Origin of the sequence: Robbsia andropogonis, from assembly GCF_034047095.1 — a bacterium.
GTDB classification, from domain to species: Bacteria; Pseudomonadota; Gammaproteobacteria; order Burkholderiales; family Burkholderiaceae; genus Robbsia; species Robbsia andropogonis.
The window spans coordinates 3,121,485-3,142,583 of record NZ_CP139170.1 but is presented as its reverse complement, the minus strand read 5'-3'; the positions used below and the strand labels follow the sequence as shown (position 1 = coordinate 3,142,583).

Sequence of the window (21,099 nt, the reverse complement as noted above, 5' to 3'; positions counted from 1 at the left end):
AGGGCATGCGGGCCAGGGTGGCCCGGGCGAATGCGCAAAAGTCGTTATTGTACTGGTGAAGTGTACTTATGCCCGCGGAGAAAAAGGTTCCTGCGAAAAAAGCCGCCGGCAGCGATGCGGCCGCCAAGCTGAACAAGCTCGGTTTGGCGCGCGACATCGATCTCGTCCTGCACCTGCCGATGCGCTATGAGGATGAGACCCGGATCACGCCATTCGCGCAGTTGTTGCCTGGCATGCTTGCGCAGGTCGAGGTGCGCGTCGTGGATTCGGAAGTGTCCTATCGGCCCCGGAAGCAACTCGTCGTACGGGTGGAGGATGCCGCGGCGATGGGGGCCACGCGCGGCACGGATCCCCTTGAGGATACGCCGGGCGCGGATGTCGAGCGTCCCGTCGGGCACGACATGTCGGGGCGCCGTTTTGGCGAACCATTGAGCTTGCGCTTCCTGCATTTCTACGGGTCGCAATTGCGCCATTTCGCGCCCGGTACGCTGCTGCGGGTTCGCGGGGAAGTGCGCGGCGGTTTTCTCGGTCTTGAAATGGTGCATCCGACCTATCGCGCGGTGGAGCCGGACACGCCGCTGCCGACTGCATTGACACCGGTCTATCCGTCGACGGCCGGGGTCAGCCAGGCCTATCTGCGCAAGGCAATCGATAATGCGATGGCACGCACGCCCTTGCACGAAGTGATTCCGGCAAACGTGATGCCGACACACGAGATTGCCAGGGCCGGGCGGTTTGGTGACGGCGCGCGCGGCTTGCCCACCTTGGCCGATGCGGTACGGGCATTGCATCATCCGGCGAAGGATGTCGATGCGCAGGCCCTGATCGATCGCACGCATCCCGCATGGGTCCGGATCAAATTCGATGAACTGCTGGCTCAGCAATTGTCGCTGGCGCGGGCGCGTGCCGAGCGGCGCGCGCAGGCGGCGCCAGCCATGCCGGTGCCGCAACCATTGCAACAGGGCGAAGTGTCCCCCGCGACGAGGACTGCGGGACCGGCGCCTGGCGCACGTGCGGGTGTTGATGCCAACGCTCATGCCGGGTCGTTGACCGAACGCCTGCTGCGGGCCTTGCCGTTTCAACTGACGGAGGCGCAGCGCAAGGTGTGTGCGGAGATCTCGGGTGACCTGGCGGTCCGTTATCCGATGCAACGATTGCTGCAGGGCGATGTGGGGAGTGGCAAGACGGTCGTGGCGGCGTTGGCGGCCACGCAGGCGATCGATGCGGGCTATCAGGTTGCCTTGATGGCGCCGACGGAAATCCTGGCTGAGCAGCACGCGCGAAAACTGCGTGGCTGGCTCGAGCCCTTGGGCGTGCATGTCGGATGGCTCGCGGGCAGTCTCGGGGCGAAGGCGAAGCGGACGGCCATCGAGGCCGCGGCTTCCGGCATGGCGCAATTGACCATCGGCACCCATGCCATCATCCAGGACACCGTGACGTTCGCGCGGTTGGGTCTGGTCATCGTCGATGAGCAGCATCGCTTCGGGGTCGGGCAGCGCCTCGCGCTACGTCAGAAGGCGCGCCATGCGGGCACCATTGCGCATCGTGATGCGCGCATCGGCATGGACGCGGGCGCGCGTGACACCGCGGCGGGCCCGGATACGCCGATCGCCCGCCCGCCGGTACTTGCGCCGCTGGCGGAGGGGGTGCAGCCGCACCAACTGATGATGAGCGCCACGCCCATCCCGAGGACGCTGGCGATGACGTATTACGCCGATCTGGACGTGTCGACGATTGACGCTCTCCCGCCCGGCCGTACGCCGATCATCACGAAAACGATCTCGGACCTGCGCCGCGCCGAGGTGGTGGAGCGGGTGCGCCAGGCGGCGTTGCGTGGTGCGCAGATCTATTGGGTCTGCCCACTGATCGAGGAAAGCGAAGCGCTGCAATTGCAGACTGCGGTGGACACGCATGGCGCACTGGCCGCCGCCATGCCGGAGCTGCGCATCGGTTTGATCCACGGCAAGCTGTCCGCGGCGGAGAAACAGACGGTGATGGACGATTTCGCCGCCGCCCGTACGCAGGTATTGGTGGCGACTACGGTGATCGAAGTCGGCGTGGATGTTCCGAATGCATCGTTGATGGTGATAGAGCACGCCGAGCGGTTTGGCCTGGCGCAGTTGCACCAGTTGCGTGGCCGCGTGGGCCGGGGCAGTACCGCGTCCGCGTGTGTCCTGATGTACGCGCAACCGCTCGGGCAGATTGCCAAATCACGGCTGCAAACCATGCGCGACACCACGGACGGCTTTGAGATCGCACGTCGGGACCTGGAAATTCGTGGTCCGGGAGAGTTCCTTGGCGCGCGTCAATCCGGTGCCGCCATGCTGCGCTTCGCCGACCTGGAAGTCGACCGCTGGCTGGTCGAGCCGGCGCATGCGCTGGCACAGCAGCTACTGGCGACGCATCCCGATGCGGCTCAGGCGCATCTGGACCGCTGGCTGGGCACAAGGGCACAATTTCTGAAGGCATAAAGACTGCCACGACAAGAATGTCGTGCCGGCGCGGGTTGGCGGATGAGGACAACGCGTGTATAAACCACAGTGAGAGAAAAAATCTATCGCGTTCCCTTTTTCGATTGTCATGACGCTTACTGAACTGAAATATATCGTCGCAGTAGCGCGCGAACGTCACTTTGGCCGTGCCGCAGAGGCCTGCTTTGTCAGCCAACCGACGCTGTCGGTGGCGATCAAGAAGCTAGAGGACGAGCTCGAAGTGCAGATTTTCGAGCGCGGCACCAACGAAGTCAGCGTAACGCCAGTGGGCAACCAGATTGTCGCACAGGCGCAACGGGTGCTGGAGCAGACACTGGCGATCAAGGAGATTGCCAAACAGGGGCAGGACCCGCTGGCCGGTCCGCTGCGCCTTGGCGTGATCTATACGATTGGCCCGTATCTGTTGCCGGCGCTCGTCAAGAACATGATCGAGCTGGTGCCGCAGATGCCGCTGATGCTGCAAGAGAACTACACGTTGAAGCTGCTCGAATTGCTGAAGCAGGGTGAACTTGACGTGGCCATCATGGCATTGCCGTTTCCTGAAACGGGGCTGATGGTGCGCCCGCTCTACGATGAGCCATTCGTGGTTGCCGTGCCGCGTGGTCATGATTGGGAACGACGTCCGGCGATCGTCGCCGACGATCTGAAGAAAGAGACGATGTTGTTGCTTGGCAATGGCCATTGCTTCCGTGACCAGGTGCTGGGCGTATGCCCTGAACTGATGCGCTTCTCGCAGAACGCCGACGGCATTCAGAAGACATTCGAGGGTTCATCGCTGGAAACGATTCGGCATATGGTGGCGAGCGGCGTCGGAATCACGGTGCTGCCGCGCACATCGGTCCCCCAGATCTCCGAGCTGGATCGCACGACAGATAGCGGGCTGTTGTCCTACGTGCCGTTCACGGCACCCGCACCGGACCGTCGCGTCGTCCTGGCGTGGCGCAAGAGCTTCACGCGCAACGAGGCGATCGAAGCCGTATGCCAGGCAGTCCTGGCCTGCGAGCTACAGGGCGTGGAAAAACTCGACCTGCCCGCGGTCGCGCAGTAAGCCGATCACGCCACCATCCTGTGTGGCCATCGCGTGGCGCTGTGCGGACGTCTGGCCTGCACGGTCGAGAAGGGCGCGCGACATCTGATTTCCACCGGCCGATTGCAGATGGCACGTCCTCGGCCACAGAACTTGCCAACCCGCGCGTATTTCCAAAGAGCGGTGCGTATTAAATAAATGTCCGACCGGTGCTGCTGTCAGACTATCTGATAGATAAAAATAATCAATTTCAATTTTTCGATAGTTTAATGTAAATTCGTTTTCATGGCGTCACCCCGGGCGCCGCGTTGATAGATATTGCATGTAAGGAGACGAAATACCATGAGCACGAATCGCACTTCCAACGCCTCGACGACCCCTGCCGTTCGCCCGCAACATCGAAATCGCACGCCGATGTCGACGTTGACCCGCCTGTTTGCCCATTTCGCCCGCGCGCACTGAGTGCGCTTCATCGCGGTCACCCACGCCGGCATTGCCCCGCGCGGCACGATGACGGATGGCCGCGTGCTTGAGCAACAGACGAAATGAAGCAATCCTTGTGATTTTTAAAAGCTATCGAAATAATATAATAGATTAATTTTATTAATTATGTAAGCCGTTGTACACTGCGTTCAAGGGTGTCGAGGACGTTCTTGATAAGGGTTCTCGTCGCAAGTGAATGCGCGGGTGTCATGACGAGTGCGCGAGCGGAAAAGGCGCTTGGTATGCTATCTGCGCGCCTGCGCAAGACGCGCAGGATGGAAAAGGTTCCGATAAACTTGAGCGGACAATAACAGGAGTGCTGCAATGGGCAAGAAAGAGAAAAGCGTGGCGGTCAATATCGGCATTGGTGATGACGACCGCAAGAAGCTGGCGGAAGGCTTGAGCCGGTTGCTGGCCGATACGTATACGCTGTACCTGAAGACGCATTACTTCCACTGGAACGTAACGGGTCCGCAGTTCAACTCGCTGCACACGATGTTCGAGACGCAGTACACGGAGTTGGCTGTCGCTTCCGACGACATCGCGGAGCGTATCCGGGCATTGGGATATTTCGCGCCGGGCAGCTACAAGGAGTTCGCGAAGCTGACGACGATCGCGGAAACGGACGGCGTGCCGGACGCGAGCACGATGATCAAGGAACTGGTCGAAGGCCAGGAAGCCGTGGTGCGCACCGCGCGCGCCATCTTCCCGATCTGCGATGCCGCCAGTGATGAGCCGACCGCCGACCTGCTGACGCAACGCATGCAGACGCACGAAAAGACCGCGTGGATGCTACGCTCCCTGCTGGCGTAAAAAGCCGCGTCACGTGATCGGACTTGCCGTGACGCCGCGGACTTGACGCGTGAACCGGTCCACGCATGCTGCTCGTGCGAAGGTGGACCGTTGATTTTGGCGGGCCATCGTTTTCCCTTGATTTACCAGGGGGGGACGATGGCCCGCGCTACGTTTACCGTGCATGCCGCATCGAGGGTGCGCCATCGACGGCCTGTTCAAGTGAAGCGTGTATCATGCATTCACCCCAGCGAGGATGCATGATGCCGCACGTTTCACCTTCCCCTTCGTCCCCTCCGCCCGCAGGTTCGCCTGACGGCCCGATCGCGCGATTGCACGCGCGGCTGCCGCTGTATCTGCGTCTGATCAGGATGGACAAGCCGATTGGCAGCTTGTTGTTGCTGTGGCCCACGCTGAACGCATTGTGGATTGCATCCGATGGGCATCCGAAGCCGGGTATGGTGGCGATTTTCATTATCGGCACGATCCTGATGCGTTCCGCGGGCTGCGCGATCAACGACTATGCGGACCGCGATTTCGACAAGCACGTGAAACGCACCGCGAATCGCCCATTGACGTCGGGACGTATCCGCGCGTGGGAAGCGTTGGCATTGGCTGCGGGGCTTGCCGTGCTGTCGTTCCTGCTGATCCTGCCACTGAATGGGCTGACGAAGTGGCTCTCTCTCGTGGCTGTCTTCGTGGCCGGAACCTATCCCTTCTTCAAGCGCTTCTTCGCGATTCCGCAAGCCTATCTCGGGATTGCGTTCGGCTTCGGCATTCCGATGGCCTTCGCCGCCGTGCAAGATCACGTGCCACTGCTGGCGTGGGTGATGCTCGCCGCCAACGTTTTCTGGGCGGTCGCTTATGACACCGAGTATGCGATGGTCGATCGCGACGATGATGTGAAGATCGGCATGCGCACCTCTGCCATTACGTTCGGTCGCTATGATGTGGCAGCCGTGATGGCGTGCTATCTGGTGTTCCTCGCGACCTATTCGGGCATTGGCGCCGCGCTGGGCTTTTCGCTGCCGTACATGGTCGGCCTGGTGTTGGCCGCGGCGTGCGTGATCCACCACCACCGATTGATCCGGGATCGCGATCGCGACGGCTGCTTCAAGGCGTTCCTGCACAATAATTGGCTCGGCGCCGCGCTCTTCGCGGGTATCGTCGCGCAATACCTGCTGCGCGGCATCGGCTGACGAAAATTATTTTCACCTATTGCCATTCGCTTTTGGTTCGCCTAGCATCCGATCAGCGGTAATCGGGTATTTGGCTTTCTGGAGAGGATGCGATGCGTGAAAATAATTTTCAGTCACGAGCGCCGGTGTCGGCGTGGAAGGCGGACACGCATCCCATGCTCGATCGTTTCGGCAAGGGCCTCGGGGTGGAGATCGCCGCCGCCAGCGTCGCCGACGTCGCGCAAGCCGGCTGGCAGATTCTGCGCGAAGACGTCAGCCTGCCGGTTGCGGTGCTGCGCGAGGCACGCATCACGCACAACCTGCAATGGATGCAGGCGTTTATCGACCGCTACAGCGTCAAACTTGCTCCCCACGGAAAGACGACCATGAGCCCGGCGTTGTTCCAGCGCCAGTTGGCGCATGGCGCGTGGGGCATCACGCTCGCGACGGCGGCGCAGACGCGTGCTGCCTTCGGGCATGGCGTGCGTCGCGTGCTGCTGGCGAATCAGTTGATCGGTCGCGCGAACATGGCCATCATCGCCGCTCTGCAGCAAGCCGATCCCGCTTTCGAGTTCTGTTGTTGTGTCGATTCCGTTGAGAACGTCGAGGCCTTGGGTGCTTATTTCACGGCAGCCGGCCAGCGTTTGCGCGTGCTACTCGAATATGGCGTGCCGGGTGGACGCACCGGCGTGCGCGATGTGGCGCAGGAAGAAGCCGTGCGCATGGCAGTGCGTCGCTGGCCAGCGCTGGCGTTAGTCGGTGTCGAGTTGTACGAAGGCGTGCTGAATGAAGAGGGCGCGATCCGTGATTTCCTGCGACGGGTTTGCGCCCGGGTTCAGGCGATTGCCGATGCCGGTGATTTCGCGACGGGTGAAGCAACGTTTCAGCATGAAGGGACGTCGATGGCGCCGATCCTGTCCGGCGCTGGTTCCGCATGGTATGACGTGGTCGCCGAGGAGTTCACTGCCGGCGCCGCCACGATGGAACTGGTGCTGCGTCCGGGCTGCTACCTCACCCATGACGTCGGCATCTACCGACGCGCCAACGAGCGTATCCAGGCGGACAACCCGATAGCGCGCGAGATGCAGCGCAGCTTGCTGCCAGCGCTGCAATTGTGGGCGTATGTGCAGTCTGTGCCCGAATCGGGCAAGGCCATCGTTGCGCTGGGCAAACGTGATGCGGCGTTCGACGCCGGTTTTCCAGAGGTATCGCTGCATTACCGGCCGTCATCGCTGGCAAATGCGGCCGATGCGGTGGGCGAGCGACCGCCCGTGGCGGCGCCCGCCGACTGGAAGATCACCGCGATGATGGACCAGCATGCTTTCCTGACGGTGCCGCCCGGCGCCGATATCCAGCCAGGAGACATGCTGTGCTTCGATATCTCCCATCCCTGCTTGACGTTCGACAAATGGAAGCAGCTCTTGCTCGTCGATGAAGACTACAAAGTGACCGGCGCGGTAACGACGTTTTTCTAGGCGATGGCGGTCTGACGCGGAGACGCTGCGCCGCGCGTGCCGACCGCGCCGATGACCACGCCTGTCATCCAACCGATAGCGCCAGTCGCCTCACCCGCCTCTCGTGCCGCATTCTCTTCGTCCGATGGATCTCGTTTATCAGATCAGCGCATTGCGTGCGCGTTTCAGCGCGACCGAGCACCGTATCGCCGACGCCTGCTTGCAAGATCTGACCTTCGCCGCCTCGGCGACGATCGATCAGCTGGCGGCGCGGGCCGGCGTCAGCCGCTCGGCGCTATCGCGGTTCGCGAAAACCATGGGTTGCCAGGACATCCGCGATTTGCGAATGCAATTGGCGCAGGCCCAGACCGTAGGCGCGCGCTTTAACGCGCGTGCTGCCGCGCATGCCAAGGACGACGGCACGCGTTCCGGTGTATTTGGCGCCGTGGTAGCCGACATCGAGACGATTCTGCATGGGCAGTTGCGACAATTCGATTCACCGATGTTCGAGGCGGCCGTCGCATTGCTCGACCATGCACGGACGGTGCACAGCTATGGGATGGGCGGGGCATCGACGGTGATGGCGGACGAGTGCCAGCATCGGCTCGTCCGGCTCGGCAAAGCGGTGGCGGCATACCACGACCCGGTACTGATGCGGATGGCGAGCGCGGTTGCCGGGCCTGATCATCTGATCATCGCGTTGTCGCTGACGGGCCTGACCCCCGAGTTGCTGGACGCGATTCGCATTGCACAGGGCTATGGCGCGAAAGTACTGGCCATCACGATGCCGGATTCGCCGTTGGCGCACCTTGCGGATGTGACCTTGCCGTTGCGCGTGGACGAAACGGATTTCATCTACAAGCCGACTGCCGCGCGCTACGGCATGTTGCTGGCGATCGACATCCTGATGACGCAATTTGCCTTGCTGCACGCGGAGGCGAACCAGGAACGGCTGCGTCGCGTGAAGCTGGTGTTGGATAGCTACCGGGACGACGGCCGGCATGACAGGTTGCCGCTCGGTGATTGAATGGACAGGAGGCAATGATGACGGACCGTCACGAAGCGGCCAGAACGATGGGGAACGACAATGCCATGCGGCGTGTGCGTTCGGCCGAGGAAAAGCCGGCATATGACACGATCATCCACGACGTTGAAGTGGAAGATGGCAGTGGTGGACCGTCATATCGTGCTGATATTGGTCTAAGCGACGGCCGCATCATCGATATCATGGCGCCGGGCGATATGCTGCGACTGAAAGCCGTCGCGCGACACGACGACATCGACGGTCGCGGGTTGGTACTGGCACCGGGCTTCATCGACGCCCATACGCACGACGACACGATGGCGATCCGTTCACCGGACATGCTGCCGAAGGTATCGCAGGGCATCACGACGGTGATCGTCGGCAATTGTGGCATCAGCGCGTCACCCGTGCGCTTACGCGACCCGGCGGCGCCGGTGCCTGATCCGATGAATCTGCTCGGCACGCCGGACGCGTTCCGTTATCCGACGTTCACGGCGTATCGCGTGGCAGTGGATGCCGCGCAGCCCGCGGTCAACGTGGGGGCGCTGATCGGTCATACGGCCTTGCGCAGCAACCATCTCGACCGCCTCGACCGCGCCGCCACCGATGACGAAGTGGCAGCCATGCGCGCCGAGCTCGATGCCGCACTCGCCGATGGTGCGTTGGGATTGAGTACCGGCCTTGCCTACGGTAATGCGTTTGCGGCCACGCCGGAAGAAGTGCAAGGGCTTGCCGGGGTGCTGGCCGACCATGCCGCGGTGTACACGACGCACCTGCGCAGTGAGTTCGCCCCTATCCTGGAGGCGCTCGATGAAGCCTACGCCGTAGGTCGTCAGGCGCGCGTGCCCGTGATCGTCTCGCATCTGAAATGCGCCGGCGCCGGCAATTGGGGCCGCAGCGCCGAGGTGCTGGACAGCGTTGCCGGTGCCGCGCGCTATCAGCCGGTAGGCTGCGACTGCTATCCCTACGCGGCCAGTTCGTCGACGCTGGATATAAAGCAGGTGACCAGCGACTTTCCGATCAAGATCACCTGGTCGACACCGCATCCGGAACAAGCGGGACGGCACCTGGCGGATATCGCCGCCGATTGGCGATTGTCGCTAGAAGATGCGGCACGTCGGTTGCAGCCTGCCGGGGCGGTCTACTACAACATGGACGAGAACGATGTGCAGCGGATCATGCGGCATCCGTTGACGATGTTCGGATCGGACGGCCTCCCGGAGGATCCGCGCCCGCATCCACGCCTGTGGGGCGCCTTTCCGCGGATTCTGGGTCATTACAGTCGCGATCTCGCGTTGATGCCGCGGAGCATGGCGGTACACAAGATGACGGGCTTGCCGGCCGCGCGCTTCGGCCTGACCGAGCGCGGCGAGATTCGTTCCGGGTATTGGGCTGACCTGACCTTGTTCGATCCGGAGACGATCATCGATGTGGCGACGTTCGACGATCCGGTTCAGGCGGCGGCGGGCATTGTCGCGGTCTGGGTGAACGGAACCCTCACTTATCGGGACGGACAGCTCACGGGCGAGCGCAGCGGGCGCTTCGTCGCGCGGGGTCCGATGACAATGGGATCGACATCGCCGCTCGATGAAGGGTGAGGCACGACGCATGCCGATGCCTGTTGGATAAAACAAGGGCGGTGGGACGGTTGAAAGCATTTGCTTACTTTACTGATGCAGGAGAATCAACGATGACGGATATCAAGCGCTATGGCGTGGAGGGCGGCAAGGGCACGGGAGGACAAAACCTGCCGTTTGCGCGCGCGACGCAGGCGGACGGCTGGCTGTGGGTGTCGGGCCAGACGCCGATGGTCAATGGCGAGGTTGTCGAGGGCGGTATCGTCACGCAATCGCACCAGGCCATCCGCAACTTGCTGTCTATTCTGGAAGAGGCCGGCTATGGTCCAGAGCATGTAATGCGGTGTGGTGTCTGGCTTGACGATGCCCGGGACTTCATGTCGTTCAATCGCGTGTTCGCGGAATATTTCGGCGCGAATCCACCGGCCCGCGCGTGTGTGCAATCGAGCATGGTGATCGACTGCAAGGTCGAAGTCGACTGCGTTGCCTATAAGAGATCCTGACAATACGCCGCCGTAGCCTGCAATTTCAATACAATACACGTCCGATTCTAAAGGGGAAGTCATGACACCCGTTCATGGTGGAATGCTGCTGGTCTATGCGCTGGTGGCGGTGATCGCACTGATCGTGCTGATCGCCAAGTTCAAGCTGAATCCATTCATCACGCTGATGGTGGTGTCGGTCCTTCTGGCGTTGGTCGTCGGCATGCCGATCCCGACGATCGTCAAGTCTTTTGAGACAGGTGTGGGTGGCGCTTTGGGCCACATTGCCATCGTCGTCGGGCTGGGCACTATGCTTGGCAAGATGATGGCCGAGTCCGGTGGGGCGGAACGTATCGCCCGCACGATGATTAATACGTTCGGCGAAAAGAATGTCGAATGGGCGATGATGTGCATCGGCTTTCTCGTCGGTCTGCCGGTGTTCTTCGAGGTGGGTTTCGTGCTGTTGGTGCCGATCGCGTTCAACGTCGCGCGCCGTACCGGCGTGTCGATGATCAAGGTCGGTCTGCCGATGATCGCAGGTCTGTCCGTCGTGCATGGTCTGGTCCCGCCTCACCCGGCGGCCTTGCTGGCGGTCAGCGCCTATAACGCCGATATCGGTCGAACGATCCTGTTCGCGCTGATCGTCGGTATTCCCACCGCGATCTGCGCTGGCCCGCTCTGGGCGAAATTCATCGCGCCGCATATCACGCTGCCGGAGCACAATCCGATCGCCGAGCAGTTCACGGCGAAGGAGGACGGCAGCACACGGCAACTGCCGAGCTTCGGCTTGACGCTGGTGACGGTGTTGCTGCCCGTGGTCTTGATGCTAGTCGGCAGTTGGGCCGACCTGTTCACGACGCCGAAATCAACGGCGAACGACCTGCTACGCCTGATCGGTAACCCCGACATGGCACTTCTGTTGGCGGTGTTGCTGAGCTTCTACACGTTCGGCAAGGCACGCGGCTTTACGCGTGAAATGATTCTGAAATGGTCGAACGACTGCCTGGCGCCCACCGCGAGCATCACGCTGGTGGTAGGTGCGGGTGCCGGTTTTGGCCGCATCTTGATGGATAGCGGCGTATCGAAGGCGATCGTCGACGTGGCCACGGGCGCACATGTACCGCTGTTGGTGCTTGCATGGCTGGTGGCGGCGCTGATCCGTCTTGCGACGGGGTCCGCCACGGTGGCGATGACGACCGCTGCGGGCATCATTGCGCCGATCGCGGCAGTGGCTACCGGCACTCGTCCGGAACTGTTGGTGCTGGCGACCGGGGCAGGTTCGTTGATCCTGTCGCATGTCAACGACGGTGGGTTTTGGCTGATCAAGGAATATCTGAACATGACCGTGGCGCAGACGTTTAAGACCTGGTCCGTGCTGGAGACGATCATCTCCGTGGTGGCACTCGCGCTGACCTTGGGTCTGTCGGTTGTGATGTGATCCATCAGGCCGTGCCGGCGGGCGCGGCGCGAAAGCGGGTAGGTTTCAACCGTCCGGCATCCACGGCATCGCTATTGGGGGTGATCCCCGGTGCCGCCTTGGTCGAGCCCGTCATGGGGCCATGCCACGCGGCGCAATGACGCGTCATTGCATGGCACGGGTAACCAGCGTGCCTTGAAGAACGCTTCCGCCTCTGGAAAATCGTACGTATCGATGATCGGATGACCGTGGCGTTTCGCCAACGCCTCGAACGCGACGAAATCGCGCAACGGCACGCCGAAGACATCGTAAGGCAGCTTATGCAGCAACGTGGCGATCAGTCTGCGTTCGGCGGGATCTTCGCAATCGAGCAGATGGATATGCGCCGAGGTGACCGGTTCCGCGTCGAGATGCATCTCGTCCATTTCACGTAGCGCGTCACCTGAATAATGATCAATAGCGCGGTCGAGATAGCAAAAATTTTCCGCATTGGAGGCGCCGCGAATACCGTCCGCGCGAATTGCGTAGAGGCGGGGGATATCGTGCCCGGTGACGTTGACGATGCCGCGCGTGAACACGTACCGTGCGCCGCGTAACGATGCGCTGCCGATCAAGGGATCATAGGCGCCATCTTGTCCGGCGTCTTTCGCGCCGCGGGTAGGGTCGCCGGAATAAAGCATTGGATCGACGCCGAGGAAACATCGGGATCGTCCGAAGCCCGTGCGCAAAAGGACCTCGGCGGGTCGAATGTCGACACGGTACATGACAAAAAAATTTTCGCGTCCTAACAAGCCTGTCGCACAGCGTGTCAACGTTTCCGGTAACGCGATATCGTCATGCTCGGCCCGAAGCGCATCCAATGCTAAAGCCCTCGCGGCAACGATGTCGCCATCATGGGCATTGCTGGAAAATAAGTCGGTTTCCCACCCAAAGGTCGCTGGGCAAGGCGGTTGCGGCACGATGGATGGTGGCGCGCGCAGGCGAGACAAATCGAATGCTTCTCTCTCGGCTACGTTGAACGTGCGAAGGTCGAGATAGTCGGCCAGAGGGCCAGGTCTGGCCTTTCTTTCCGTGGTCGCCATCGGCTCCGATGAAGCGGTCGGTTTCTGGAAACGCTTCAGGAATCGACGCATCGCGCGCCTGGCATCAGCACTGGCCGGGCATCCCGTTTGTTCCACCTTGTTTGCCATCTGTCGTGACCGGCGTTCCCCCCACGCTCTGACGATCTCGAATCGGTTGCGCCTGGCGTAGTCGATGTCCTCGATATCGGTGCTCTCTTCCGCGCCATCCGCATGCGCCATGCCGACTGTGTTTTCGACCCATGAGGCGGTTCGCGCTTGCGCGTCATTCGACCGGGCTGCATCGTAAGGCTTGGCCGCCGTGAACGACGTATTGGTGGATGGTCGCCGGCGAATGGTTGATTCGCTGCAAATACGAGAATGCAACAAAGGCCCTCAGCTTGATAAGAAGCATCTTCCGCGCTTCAAGTCATGTTAATGCGGCGCGCGCGTGCCGACGACCTAACCGATGGATGTAGTGCCGTAGGCGCGATGTCCGAAGATCGCAGAGCCAATGCGCACCAAGGTGCTTCCTTCAAAAATGGCGGCTTCCAGATCAGCGGACATGCCGATGGACAGCGTGTCGAGGTCGATCCCTGCACCGCGTGCTTGATCGCGCAAAGTATGTAACGCACGATGTGGCGTCCGCTGCGCCTCCATGTCTGTCGATGAAGACGTGTCATTGCCAAGTGCGGCGGGAATGGCCATCAATCCACGCAGGCGCAGTCGAGGAAGCTTTGCAACCTCGCGCAACAGCGCCAACGTGTCCGATGGCGCCACACCATGCTTGCGCGCTTCGTGGCTGATATTGACCTGCACGCAGACATTCAGGGGCGGCAGATGCGCCGGCCGCTGCTCGGACAGCCGGTTTGCGATTTTCAGGCGGTCCACCGTATGAACCCAGTCGAACGCCTCGGCGACCGCGCGTGTTTTGTTGCTTTGCAACGGACCGATGAAATGCCATTCCAGCGATGCACGCAGATCACGCAGCGCTGCGATCTTTTCAAGCGCTTCCTGCACGTAGTTCTCGCCAAAGGCACGCTGGCCAAGATCATGCAACTGACGGACATCTTCCGCGGGAAACGTTTTCGAGACGGCGAGCAGGCCGACGCTGTTCGGTGGACGATGCGCAAGCCGCTCGGTCTCCGCGATACGGGCGCGCACCGCGTCGAGTTGCTGCCGCAGGCGTGTGCCGTCATTGGCGAGAGGCGTGGTGGACGATAGCATGGGGCGTTCTGGGAAACATGGAACAAGAGTCGTCAAGGTATCACTTTTGGCGAGCGCAGCGGTCGACGACGTTCAAATCGCCGCCCGCGATCTGCAAGGAACGCGCATGTTGCTCGAGGATGCGGCGTCCGCCACGTCGCTCCGCTTGTCAGTGGCCCAGCCAGCCGGAAAGCAGGGGCAGCAGAAAGGGGACGACAATAGCGGTGAAGAGGCCGTTGATACCCATGCCGAGGCCGGAGAATGCGCCCATCTCGGCGCTGGTTTGAAAGGCGCGTGCGGTGCCGATGCCATGCGCCGCCACGCCGATCGCGAAGCCGCCGGCCTCATGCTCTCGCACTCGCACTAGGCGCAGGATCGTCGGTCCCAGGGCGGCGCCGATGATGCCCGTGGCAATCACCAACACGGCGGTCAGCGACGGCAGGCCACCGATCTTTTCGGAAATCGCCATGGCAATCGGTGTCGTGACGGACTTCGGTGCCAGCGACGCCACGGTCTGCCAGGGCAAATCCAGGCAACGCGCCACGAACACGGCGGAGAGAATGGCGGTCAGCGAACCCGCCACGAGGCCGCCCAACAAGGGCAGTAAGGTGCGTCGCAGTTTCACCGATTGCCGAAACAAGGGCACGGCAAGCGCGACCGTTGCGGGGCCAAGTAGGAAATGGATCGTCCACGCGCCGTGGAAATACGTCGCGTACGACGTATGCGTCAGGGACAGCACGAGGACAATCAGGACAATTGACATCAGCACGGGATTGGCCAGGGGGTGCGAGCCGGTGCGCCGCGACACGGCCAGTGCGATCAGGTACACGCCAATGGTCAAGATCAATGCAAACAACGGCGATGCCGACAGCGTGATCCAGATGGCGGGCAGCGTGGTCGTCGTGGTCATTGCTCCACCTGTCCGCCTTTGGGCTTGTCACCCCTACCGTCACGCATCAGCGCACTGGTCACCAGCGCCGTTACGGCAATGGCAAGGACCGTGCTGACAAGCAGGGTGACAGCGAGGGCAGGCAGCTCGTCGCCCATACGGGCGCCAAAAGTCATCACGCCCGCGCCGGCCGGCACGAACAACAGCGATAGGTGCTTGAGCAGCGTATCCGCCGCAGGTTCCACGGACTTCGCCACGCTCGGACGCCACAACAGGAAAAGGAACAACAGGATCATGCCGATGACCGAACCCGGGATCGGCAGATGTAGCAGCAAGGCAAGCGCCTCGCCTAGCAATTGAAAGCCCAGCAGGGCCGTGAAGGCAGCAAGCATGAGAACGCGGGTAGCAATGAAAGTCAGCGGGGCCGCGCGACGCAACCCTGCGCGGCATCGTATCTGGTGGAGAACGGTGTCAGACGGATAACGCGGGCACCGTCGGTCCCTCGAAAGCGAAGATCTTGCCTGGGTTCATCAGGTTTTTCGGATCAAGCGCCTGCTTGATGGCGCGCATGACGCCGATGACATCCTCGCCATGCTCCTCCACCAGGAAGCCCATCTTGTGCAGGCCGATGCCGTGTTCGCCGGTGCAGGTGCCGTCCATCGCGATGGCGCGGCGTACCAGACGCTGGTTCAGCGCTTCGCCTTTTTCAAATTCGCCTTCGGTGTTCGGGTCCACCAGGATCAGGACGTGGAAGTTGCCGTCACCCACATGACCAACGATCGGACACAAGAGCCCGGACTCGGCCAGATCCGCCGCGGTCTCGTTGACACAGTCGGCCAGACGCGAAATCGGCACGCAGACATCAGTTGTGATGGCCTTGCAACCGGGGCGCAATTGCAGGAAGGCGAACAGTGCGTTGTGTCGCGCGGTCCACAGCTTGTTGCGCTCTTCAGGCCTTGTCGCCCACTGAAAATCGGATGCACCATGCCCGTCGGCGAGTTCGCGCACCGCCGCGATCTGTTCGTCGATCGCCGATTGCGAACCCTGGAACTCGAAGAACAGCGTGGGCGCCTCGGTCATCGACAGCTTTGAATAGTCGTTAAGCGCGCGGATCGCCAGCGGGTCGATGAATTCGACTCGCGAGATCGGAACGCCAATCTGGATCGTCTCGATTACCGTCCGCACTGCCTCGTTCATCGTCGGGAAGGTGCAGATTGCCACCGACAGATGTTCCGGTTGCGGGTATAGCCGGACCGTGACCTCGGTGATGATGCCCAGTGTTCCCTCGGAACCGACGAACAGGCGTGTCAGGTCGTAGCCCGCCGACGACTTGCGCGCGCGCGTACCGGTCTTGATGACGCGGCCGTCGGCCAGCACCACGGTCAGGTCCAGTACATTTTCACGCATCGAGCCGTAGCGGACCGCGTTCGTGCCCGACGCACGCGTGGATGCCATGCCGCCCAGGCTGGCATCGGCGCCTGGATCAATCGGGAAGAACAGCCCCGTGTCGCGCAGGTGTTCGTTCAGCCCCTTGCGCGTCACGCCGGCCTGCACTGTCGCGGTCAGGTCCTCGGCGTGCACCGACACGATGGCATTCATTTCGGACAGGTCGATCGAGATGCCGCCTTCGATGGCCAGCAGTTGCCCCTCGATCGATGATCCCGCGCCGTAGGGAATCAACGGCGTGCCATGATGCGCGCAGAGCGTGACGATGTCGCTGACTTCCTTGGTGGAATGCGCGAACACCACGGCTTCGGGCGGCACCGGGTCGTACGGTGATTCGTCGCTACCGTGGTGTTCGCGGACGGCATCCGCCGTCGTGACGCGGGTGCCAAAACGCGTTTGCAACGCGTCGAGCAGCGCGGGTGAGAGGGGCGGGCGGCGCGGTACACCGCGCGCGGCATGTGCGGACGGTGCGGCGGAAGGCGAATGAAGGCCAGACGTCATGATGGGAGGCGTGTGCCGAAGCACCACAGAAAGGTCGTGGGATGACCTGAATTCTACGCTTTATTGCTGCATTATCACGCAGAGGGATAATGCGATGTACATGATCCGGTATGTGCCTTCCATTCTACAATGCCAGGTGTTTGCCACATGTCTGGCGGCGCGATAGCGGCGCAAGGGTGGGTGGCGCTGCCGTGTAATGAGGGAACGAAATGAAAAATCGACTGACGAAAATCGTGACGCGCACGGGGGATGCCGGGACGACCGGCCTTGGCGACGGGCGTAGGGTTGCCAAGACTTCCTTGCGGATTGCCGCGCTTGGCGATGTGGACGAGCTGAATGCGACGCTAGGCGTGCTATTGACGCATGCGTTGCCGGAGTCGATCCGCACGTGCTTGCTCGCGGCGCAGCACGATTTGTTCGATCTTGGCGGGGAACTCGCGATGCCGGGCATCAGCGTATTTCCCGAAAAAGCAGTGTTGGCCGTGGAGCAATGGATCGAGGACGGCAATGCCGATTTGCCGCCGTTGCGAGAATTCATCTTGCCGGGTGGGACCGCCGCAGCCGCCGCTGCGCACGTTGCAAGAACCGTCAGCCGGCGCGCGGAGCGTAGTCTGTGGTCGTTGGCTGACGATCCGGAGGACGGTGGTTCGCGCGTGGGCTGCCTGTATTTAAATCGGCTGTCCGATTGGCTTTTTGTTGTTGCGCGGCAGCTTAATCGCACCGAGGGGCACGACGAAGTCTATTGGCGTTCTCCACGCGAGCGGGGCGGGCGTTAGAAGGAACAAGGGAACGAATAACATCGGCAGGTAAGGTCATGGGCTACGCAATCGTATGCGCTGTCACGCAACATGCCGTAAATACCCGCATTCATGAAAGTGTTCGCTCTTCTTCAATCCGCGGTGCAGCGTGACGGGCGATGTCGCCGCCGCGTGCAAGTTGAGCACCCGCTTCGGCTTGACCTCACACATCGATGCGGCTGCCTGGTACGCCGCGATGACTAACTGCGAACAGAACGCACCCTCACTCGCCCATGCCGGATGTGAAACAAACGCGTCCGCCGCGTGTTTCTCAGTTTCGGCTCTTGCCATCGATCCATAATGAGAAGACCGGACGACTGAGGTTGCCGCCCCTCGTTTGCTATAGGGAACGTTACCCTCGGCGCCCCACGCCGCCGCGACTGTTGCAGCCGTATGTGCCATGTCGTGATTATCGATCATTCGGTAAACGCGATAAAAGCCTGCATCCAACCGCGCGTTTCGGATTCTCAGGACGTCCCCGCCTGACATTTCCGTGACGTCGTGTGCACCATCGGACAGTCGCGTCCAAAGTAGTGCATGGACTATTCTCGAGTTGCCGTGGCGAGTGCGCCAACGTGCTAGTTGCTGCGGTAACTGCGCGATATGGATCAACAAGTGCGCGGCGGTCGTCGTCTCCGGTTCATCGATATATAGCAGGATGTCGCCTCGCTGTAATTGGTCGACTGTGACGGTTGCTGGCGGATAGGCGCTAGGCATGATGATGCTCCCTCGTGGATAAATCGTTTTGCCGATCGAATCAAGGGAAGCGTAGTGGAGGCATGCGCTGAGTCTCGTCTTTTTGACGGCGCATGTTATAAAAATACCTTGGATGCCTGTTAAGCTTCAAAAGATCCGATTGGCATTATCGTAGGCAGATCCTGTGATGTAAGACAGGTGTCTGCGTCCGACATTTGTGAACTGCTTTTTTCAGCGCCAGCGTTGATCGATATTCGATTCGCGTAATCTCCGTCGAGATGGGAAAGAAATAGCGGGATGCTTCCGTCCCTGCTTGCAATGCGTAAAGTCAGAAATTTGGAAGATATTGATAAATTATTTAGGAGAAGAAATAAAATGTATCAAGACAGCACGCAATCCGAGCCTCACGCCGTCAAGTCGAAGAGGTATGACCGGGCGCGAGGCACCATTGGACGATGTTCACGGCACGCCGACGCGGTCTGATGAGCAGGCGGCGCACGAGATACTCAAGCGTATAGAGCGTAATCTGGAGACGCACCGCCCGATCGACTTTCAGAACAACAGTCTGGATCGCGCCGTGTTGCCGGCGGACGACGTGGCTGAAGTCGTCCAGCACGAGTGGCTGAGTCCAATGCACACAATGGGGCTTCCTACCGCAGCGATTTATCACGATTTCTTCGGCGCGACGTTGCTTGATGCGTTTGACGCTATTGCGGCCCTGCATCGCTGTGTCATCGCCATGGGTCTTCAGAAACCACGGCAGGACTACGCGATGTTCTGTTTGTTTTTAGCCAGGAAAATGACGAGCGAGCAGACCGCGCGATGGCATCGTGAGAATCTTGACGCGCCGGCATCATGCATGGATTGGCCGACGGTGGTAAAGGCGGAGGCGTTGAACCTTCCGTCCGCATTTTACAAGCATGCATCGTCGTTGCGCCAGATCGGCGCGATTTCAGCGGACCGGCGCGATGGAGTGGTCGTGAACAAACGCAATGAATCACGCATGATGCGCGGTGGCAAGTACATGACACCACGTTCGGACGATCCGTCACGAAACCACAATGCGTCCATCCTCCATAAACGATGGGACTACGTGCGCCGCGCGCTTAGGACGCTGCCCGTGCAGCCGTAAAAGCGAGGTCAGTTACCGCGGCTACGCAGGAGGCGTCGTTGCCGGACCGCGGCGGCCAGTGTCTCCAGTACGCCAACGCTGTCTTCCCAACCGATACAGGCATCGGTGATGCTCTGGCCGTATTGCAATGCATCCAGCGTGCAGCCAGGCGTCAGGTCCTGGCGGCCGGCGACCAGATGCGATTCGATCATCACGCCTACGATCCGCTGCTCGCCACCGGCAATCTGTGCACCGATATTGGCGCAGACCGGGATCTGGTTCTCGTGCTTCTTCTCGCTGTTTGCATGGCTCGCATCTACCATCAGGCGGGCGGCCAGACCGGCTTGGCCGATCTGATTGCATGCGGCATCGACACTTGCCGCATCGTAATTGGGTGTCTTGCCACCGCGCAGGATGACGTGGCAATCCTCGTTGCCGGAGGTCGAGACGATGGCCGAGTGACCACCCTTTGTCACGGAAAGGAAGTGGTGCGGTTGCGATGCCGATTTGATGGCATCCACGGCAATCTTCACATTGCCGTCCGTGCCGTTCTTGAAGCCGACCGGGCAGGACAGTCCCGATGCCAGTTCGCGGTGTACCTGCGACTCGGTCGTCCGTGCGCCGATCGCGCCCCATGACACCAGGTCGGCGATGTATTGCGGGCTGATCATGTCGAGGAATTCGGTGCCGGCCGGCACCCCTCGGCGATTGATCTCGACGAGTAAATCACGCGCGGTCCGCAAACCTTCGTTGATCTTGAAGCTGTTGTCGAGCCTCGGGTCGTTTATCAGGCCTTTCCAGCCAACCGTGGTGCGCGGCTTTTCGAAATACACGCGCATGATGACTTCGAGTTCACTGCTGAAGCGATCTCGTTGTGCACGCAGGCGATCCGCGTACTCCAGTGCGGCCTTCGTATCATGAATCGAGCAGGGACCGACGATGACGATCAGACGATCTTCCATGCCGTGCAGGATGCGATGCAGTGCGGCGCGGGTATGGAAGATCAGTTGCGACGAGACATCGTCGCACGGGAATTCACGCAGCAGGTGCGCGGGGGGCGTCAACTCTTTCATTTCGCGAATCCGGACGTCATCGGTATTGTGCAGGCCCATATCGGTCTCCTAATTGTCTGTTGGTCTGCGCTCGGCCAGTGTTCCCTTCACATCCCGCGGAGGCGTTCGAGGAGCACATCAACCGCGGGCCCGGCCCGGCGGTGGCGGAGATGCAGCAAAAAGCGGTACCGCAAAAATGGAATAAAAAAAAACCGCCAGACTGGGCGGCGGTTCGTTTCGGTGTGTTCAGTGCGTCAGCACCCCTCTCCGTCCGCCATGGGCTCGAGATAAAAATAAAACGCAAAATAAAGGCGGGCAGATTGAGACATTGTCGTCACTGGCGATACATGCACATTCAGAGATGCGGCGAAAGGGAAGCGCTTTACGCGTTTTCGCCGTCCCGCGGCAAGACGTCGC

Annotated in this window: 18 protein-coding genes; 11 read left to right on the top strand and 7 right to left on the bottom strand. The window is 61.1% G+C overall.

Annotation, left to right across the window (positions count from 1 at the left end; all coding sequences use genetic code 11):
* The first annotated feature begins 68 nt into the window (after positions 1-68).
* The 9 genes from recG (at position 69) to SJQ66_RS27095 (ending at position 11,947) form a co-directional block, all read left to right on the top strand.
* The gene (gene recG / locus SJQ66_RS27135) at positions 69-2,471 is read left to right on the top strand and encodes an ATP-dependent DNA helicase RecG (RefSeq protein WP_320534777.1); all 2,403 of its coding nucleotides are present in this window, start codon (positions 69-71) and stop codon (positions 2,469-2,471) included.
* A 109-nt stretch (positions 2,472-2,580) separates the two neighbouring features.
* Entirely contained in the window at positions 2,581-3,540 is a 960-nt protein-coding gene (locus tag SJQ66_RS27130; protein WP_024901793.1) for a LysR substrate-binding domain-containing protein, read from the top strand.
* Positions 3,541-4,326: 786 nt separating this feature from the next.
* Complete coding sequence (locus tag SJQ66_RS27125; RefSeq protein ID WP_024901792.1) at positions 4,327-4,815, top strand: Dps family protein; 489 nt, start codon at positions 4,327-4,329, stop codon at positions 4,813-4,815.
* A gap of 311 nt (positions 4,816-5,126) precedes the next feature.
* Positions 5,127-5,993 (top strand): 4-hydroxybenzoate octaprenyltransferase, encoded by an 867-nt coding sequence (gene ubiA, locus SJQ66_RS27120; protein WP_320535388.1) that lies wholly within the window; start codon positions 5,127-5,129, stop codon positions 5,991-5,993.
* A 155-nt stretch (positions 5,994-6,148) separates the two neighbouring features.
* On the top strand, positions 6,149-7,447 hold the full coding sequence (locus tag SJQ66_RS27115; protein ID WP_253463908.1) for an amino acid deaminase: 1,299 nt from the start codon (positions 6,149-6,151) through the stop codon (positions 7,445-7,447).
* Between the two features lie 124 nt (positions 7,448-7,571).
* Positions 7,572-8,453: a MurR/RpiR family transcriptional regulator gene (locus SJQ66_RS27110; RefSeq protein WP_024901789.1), complete on the top strand. Its 882-nt coding sequence runs from the start codon at positions 7,572-7,574 to the stop codon at positions 8,451-8,453.
* Between the two features lie 65 nt (positions 8,454-8,518).
* Positions 8,519-10,048, top strand: a complete 1,530-nt coding sequence (locus SJQ66_RS27105; protein WP_320535387.1) for an N-acyl-D-amino-acid deacylase family protein — start codon at positions 8,519-8,521, stop codon at positions 10,046-10,048.
* Between the two features lie 92 nt (positions 10,049-10,140).
* On the top strand, positions 10,141-10,530 hold the full coding sequence (locus tag SJQ66_RS27100; protein WP_024901787.1) for a RidA family protein: 390 nt from the start codon (positions 10,141-10,143) through the stop codon (positions 10,528-10,530).
* A 61-nt stretch (positions 10,531-10,591) separates the two neighbouring features.
* A complete protein-coding gene (locus tag SJQ66_RS27095; RefSeq protein WP_024901786.1) occupies positions 10,592-11,947 on the top strand; it encodes a GntT/GntP/DsdX family permease in 1,356 nt (451 codons plus the stop codon).
* Positions 11,948-12,018: 71 nt separating this feature from the next.
* Here SJQ66_RS27095 and SJQ66_RS27090 read toward each other — a convergent pair whose 3' ends face one another.
* The 5 genes from SJQ66_RS27090 to SJQ66_RS27070 all read right to left on the bottom strand — a co-directional run bounded on the left by SJQ66_RS27090 (position 12,019) and on the right by SJQ66_RS27070 (position 17,026).
* Positions 12,019-13,371, bottom strand: a complete 1,353-nt coding sequence (locus tag SJQ66_RS27090) for a hypothetical protein (RefSeq protein ID WP_320534776.1) — start codon at positions 13,369-13,371, stop codon at positions 12,019-12,021.
* A 75-nt stretch (positions 13,372-13,446) separates the two neighbouring features.
* A complete protein-coding gene (locus SJQ66_RS27085; RefSeq protein ID WP_024901784.1) occupies positions 13,447-14,211 on the bottom strand; it encodes a YggS family pyridoxal phosphate-dependent enzyme in 765 nt (254 codons plus the stop codon).
* Between the two features lie 148 nt (positions 14,212-14,359).
* Positions 14,360-15,100 (bottom strand): LrgB family protein, encoded by a 741-nt coding sequence (locus SJQ66_RS27080; protein WP_046153109.1) that lies wholly within the window; start codon positions 15,098-15,100, stop codon positions 14,360-14,362.
* On the bottom strand, positions 15,097-15,471 hold the full coding sequence (locus SJQ66_RS27075) for a CidA/LrgA family protein (protein WP_024901781.1): 375 nt from the start codon (positions 15,469-15,471) through the stop codon (positions 15,097-15,099). The genes SJQ66_RS27080 and SJQ66_RS27075 overlap by 4 nt, the downstream gene beginning before the upstream one ends.
* Positions 15,472-15,550: 79 nt before the next feature.
* Entirely contained in the window at positions 15,551-17,026 is a 1,476-nt protein-coding gene (locus tag SJQ66_RS27070) for an FAD-binding oxidoreductase (protein WP_024901780.1), read from the bottom strand.
* Between the two features lie 209 nt (positions 17,027-17,235).
* Here SJQ66_RS27070 and SJQ66_RS27065 point away from each other — a divergent pair, with 209 nt between their 5' ends.
* Complete coding sequence (locus SJQ66_RS27065; protein WP_024901779.1) at positions 17,236-17,802, top strand: cob(I)yrinic acid a,c-diamide adenosyltransferase; 567 nt, start codon at positions 17,236-17,238, stop codon at positions 17,800-17,802.
* A gap of 63 nt (positions 17,803-17,865) precedes the next feature.
* Here SJQ66_RS27065 and SJQ66_RS27060 read toward each other — a convergent pair whose 3' ends face one another.
* Positions 17,866-18,540, bottom strand: coding sequence for a hypothetical protein (locus tag SJQ66_RS27060; RefSeq protein ID WP_024901778.1), 675 nt, complete (start codon positions 18,538-18,540; stop codon positions 17,866-17,868).
* Between the two features lie 406 nt (positions 18,541-18,946).
* Here SJQ66_RS27060 and SJQ66_RS27055 point away from each other — a divergent pair, with 406 nt between their 5' ends.
* On the top strand, positions 18,947-19,651 hold the full coding sequence (locus SJQ66_RS27055; protein WP_024901777.1) for a YopJ family acetyltransferase: 705 nt from the start codon (positions 18,947-18,949) through the stop codon (positions 19,649-19,651).
* Between the two features lie 8 nt (positions 19,652-19,659).
* Here SJQ66_RS27055 and aroG read toward each other — a convergent pair whose 3' ends face one another.
* Complete coding sequence (gene aroG, locus SJQ66_RS27050; RefSeq protein ID WP_253463850.1) at positions 19,660-20,742, bottom strand: 3-deoxy-7-phosphoheptulonate synthase AroG; 1,083 nt, start codon at positions 20,740-20,742, stop codon at positions 19,660-19,662.
* Positions 20,743-21,099 lie beyond the last annotated feature (357 nt).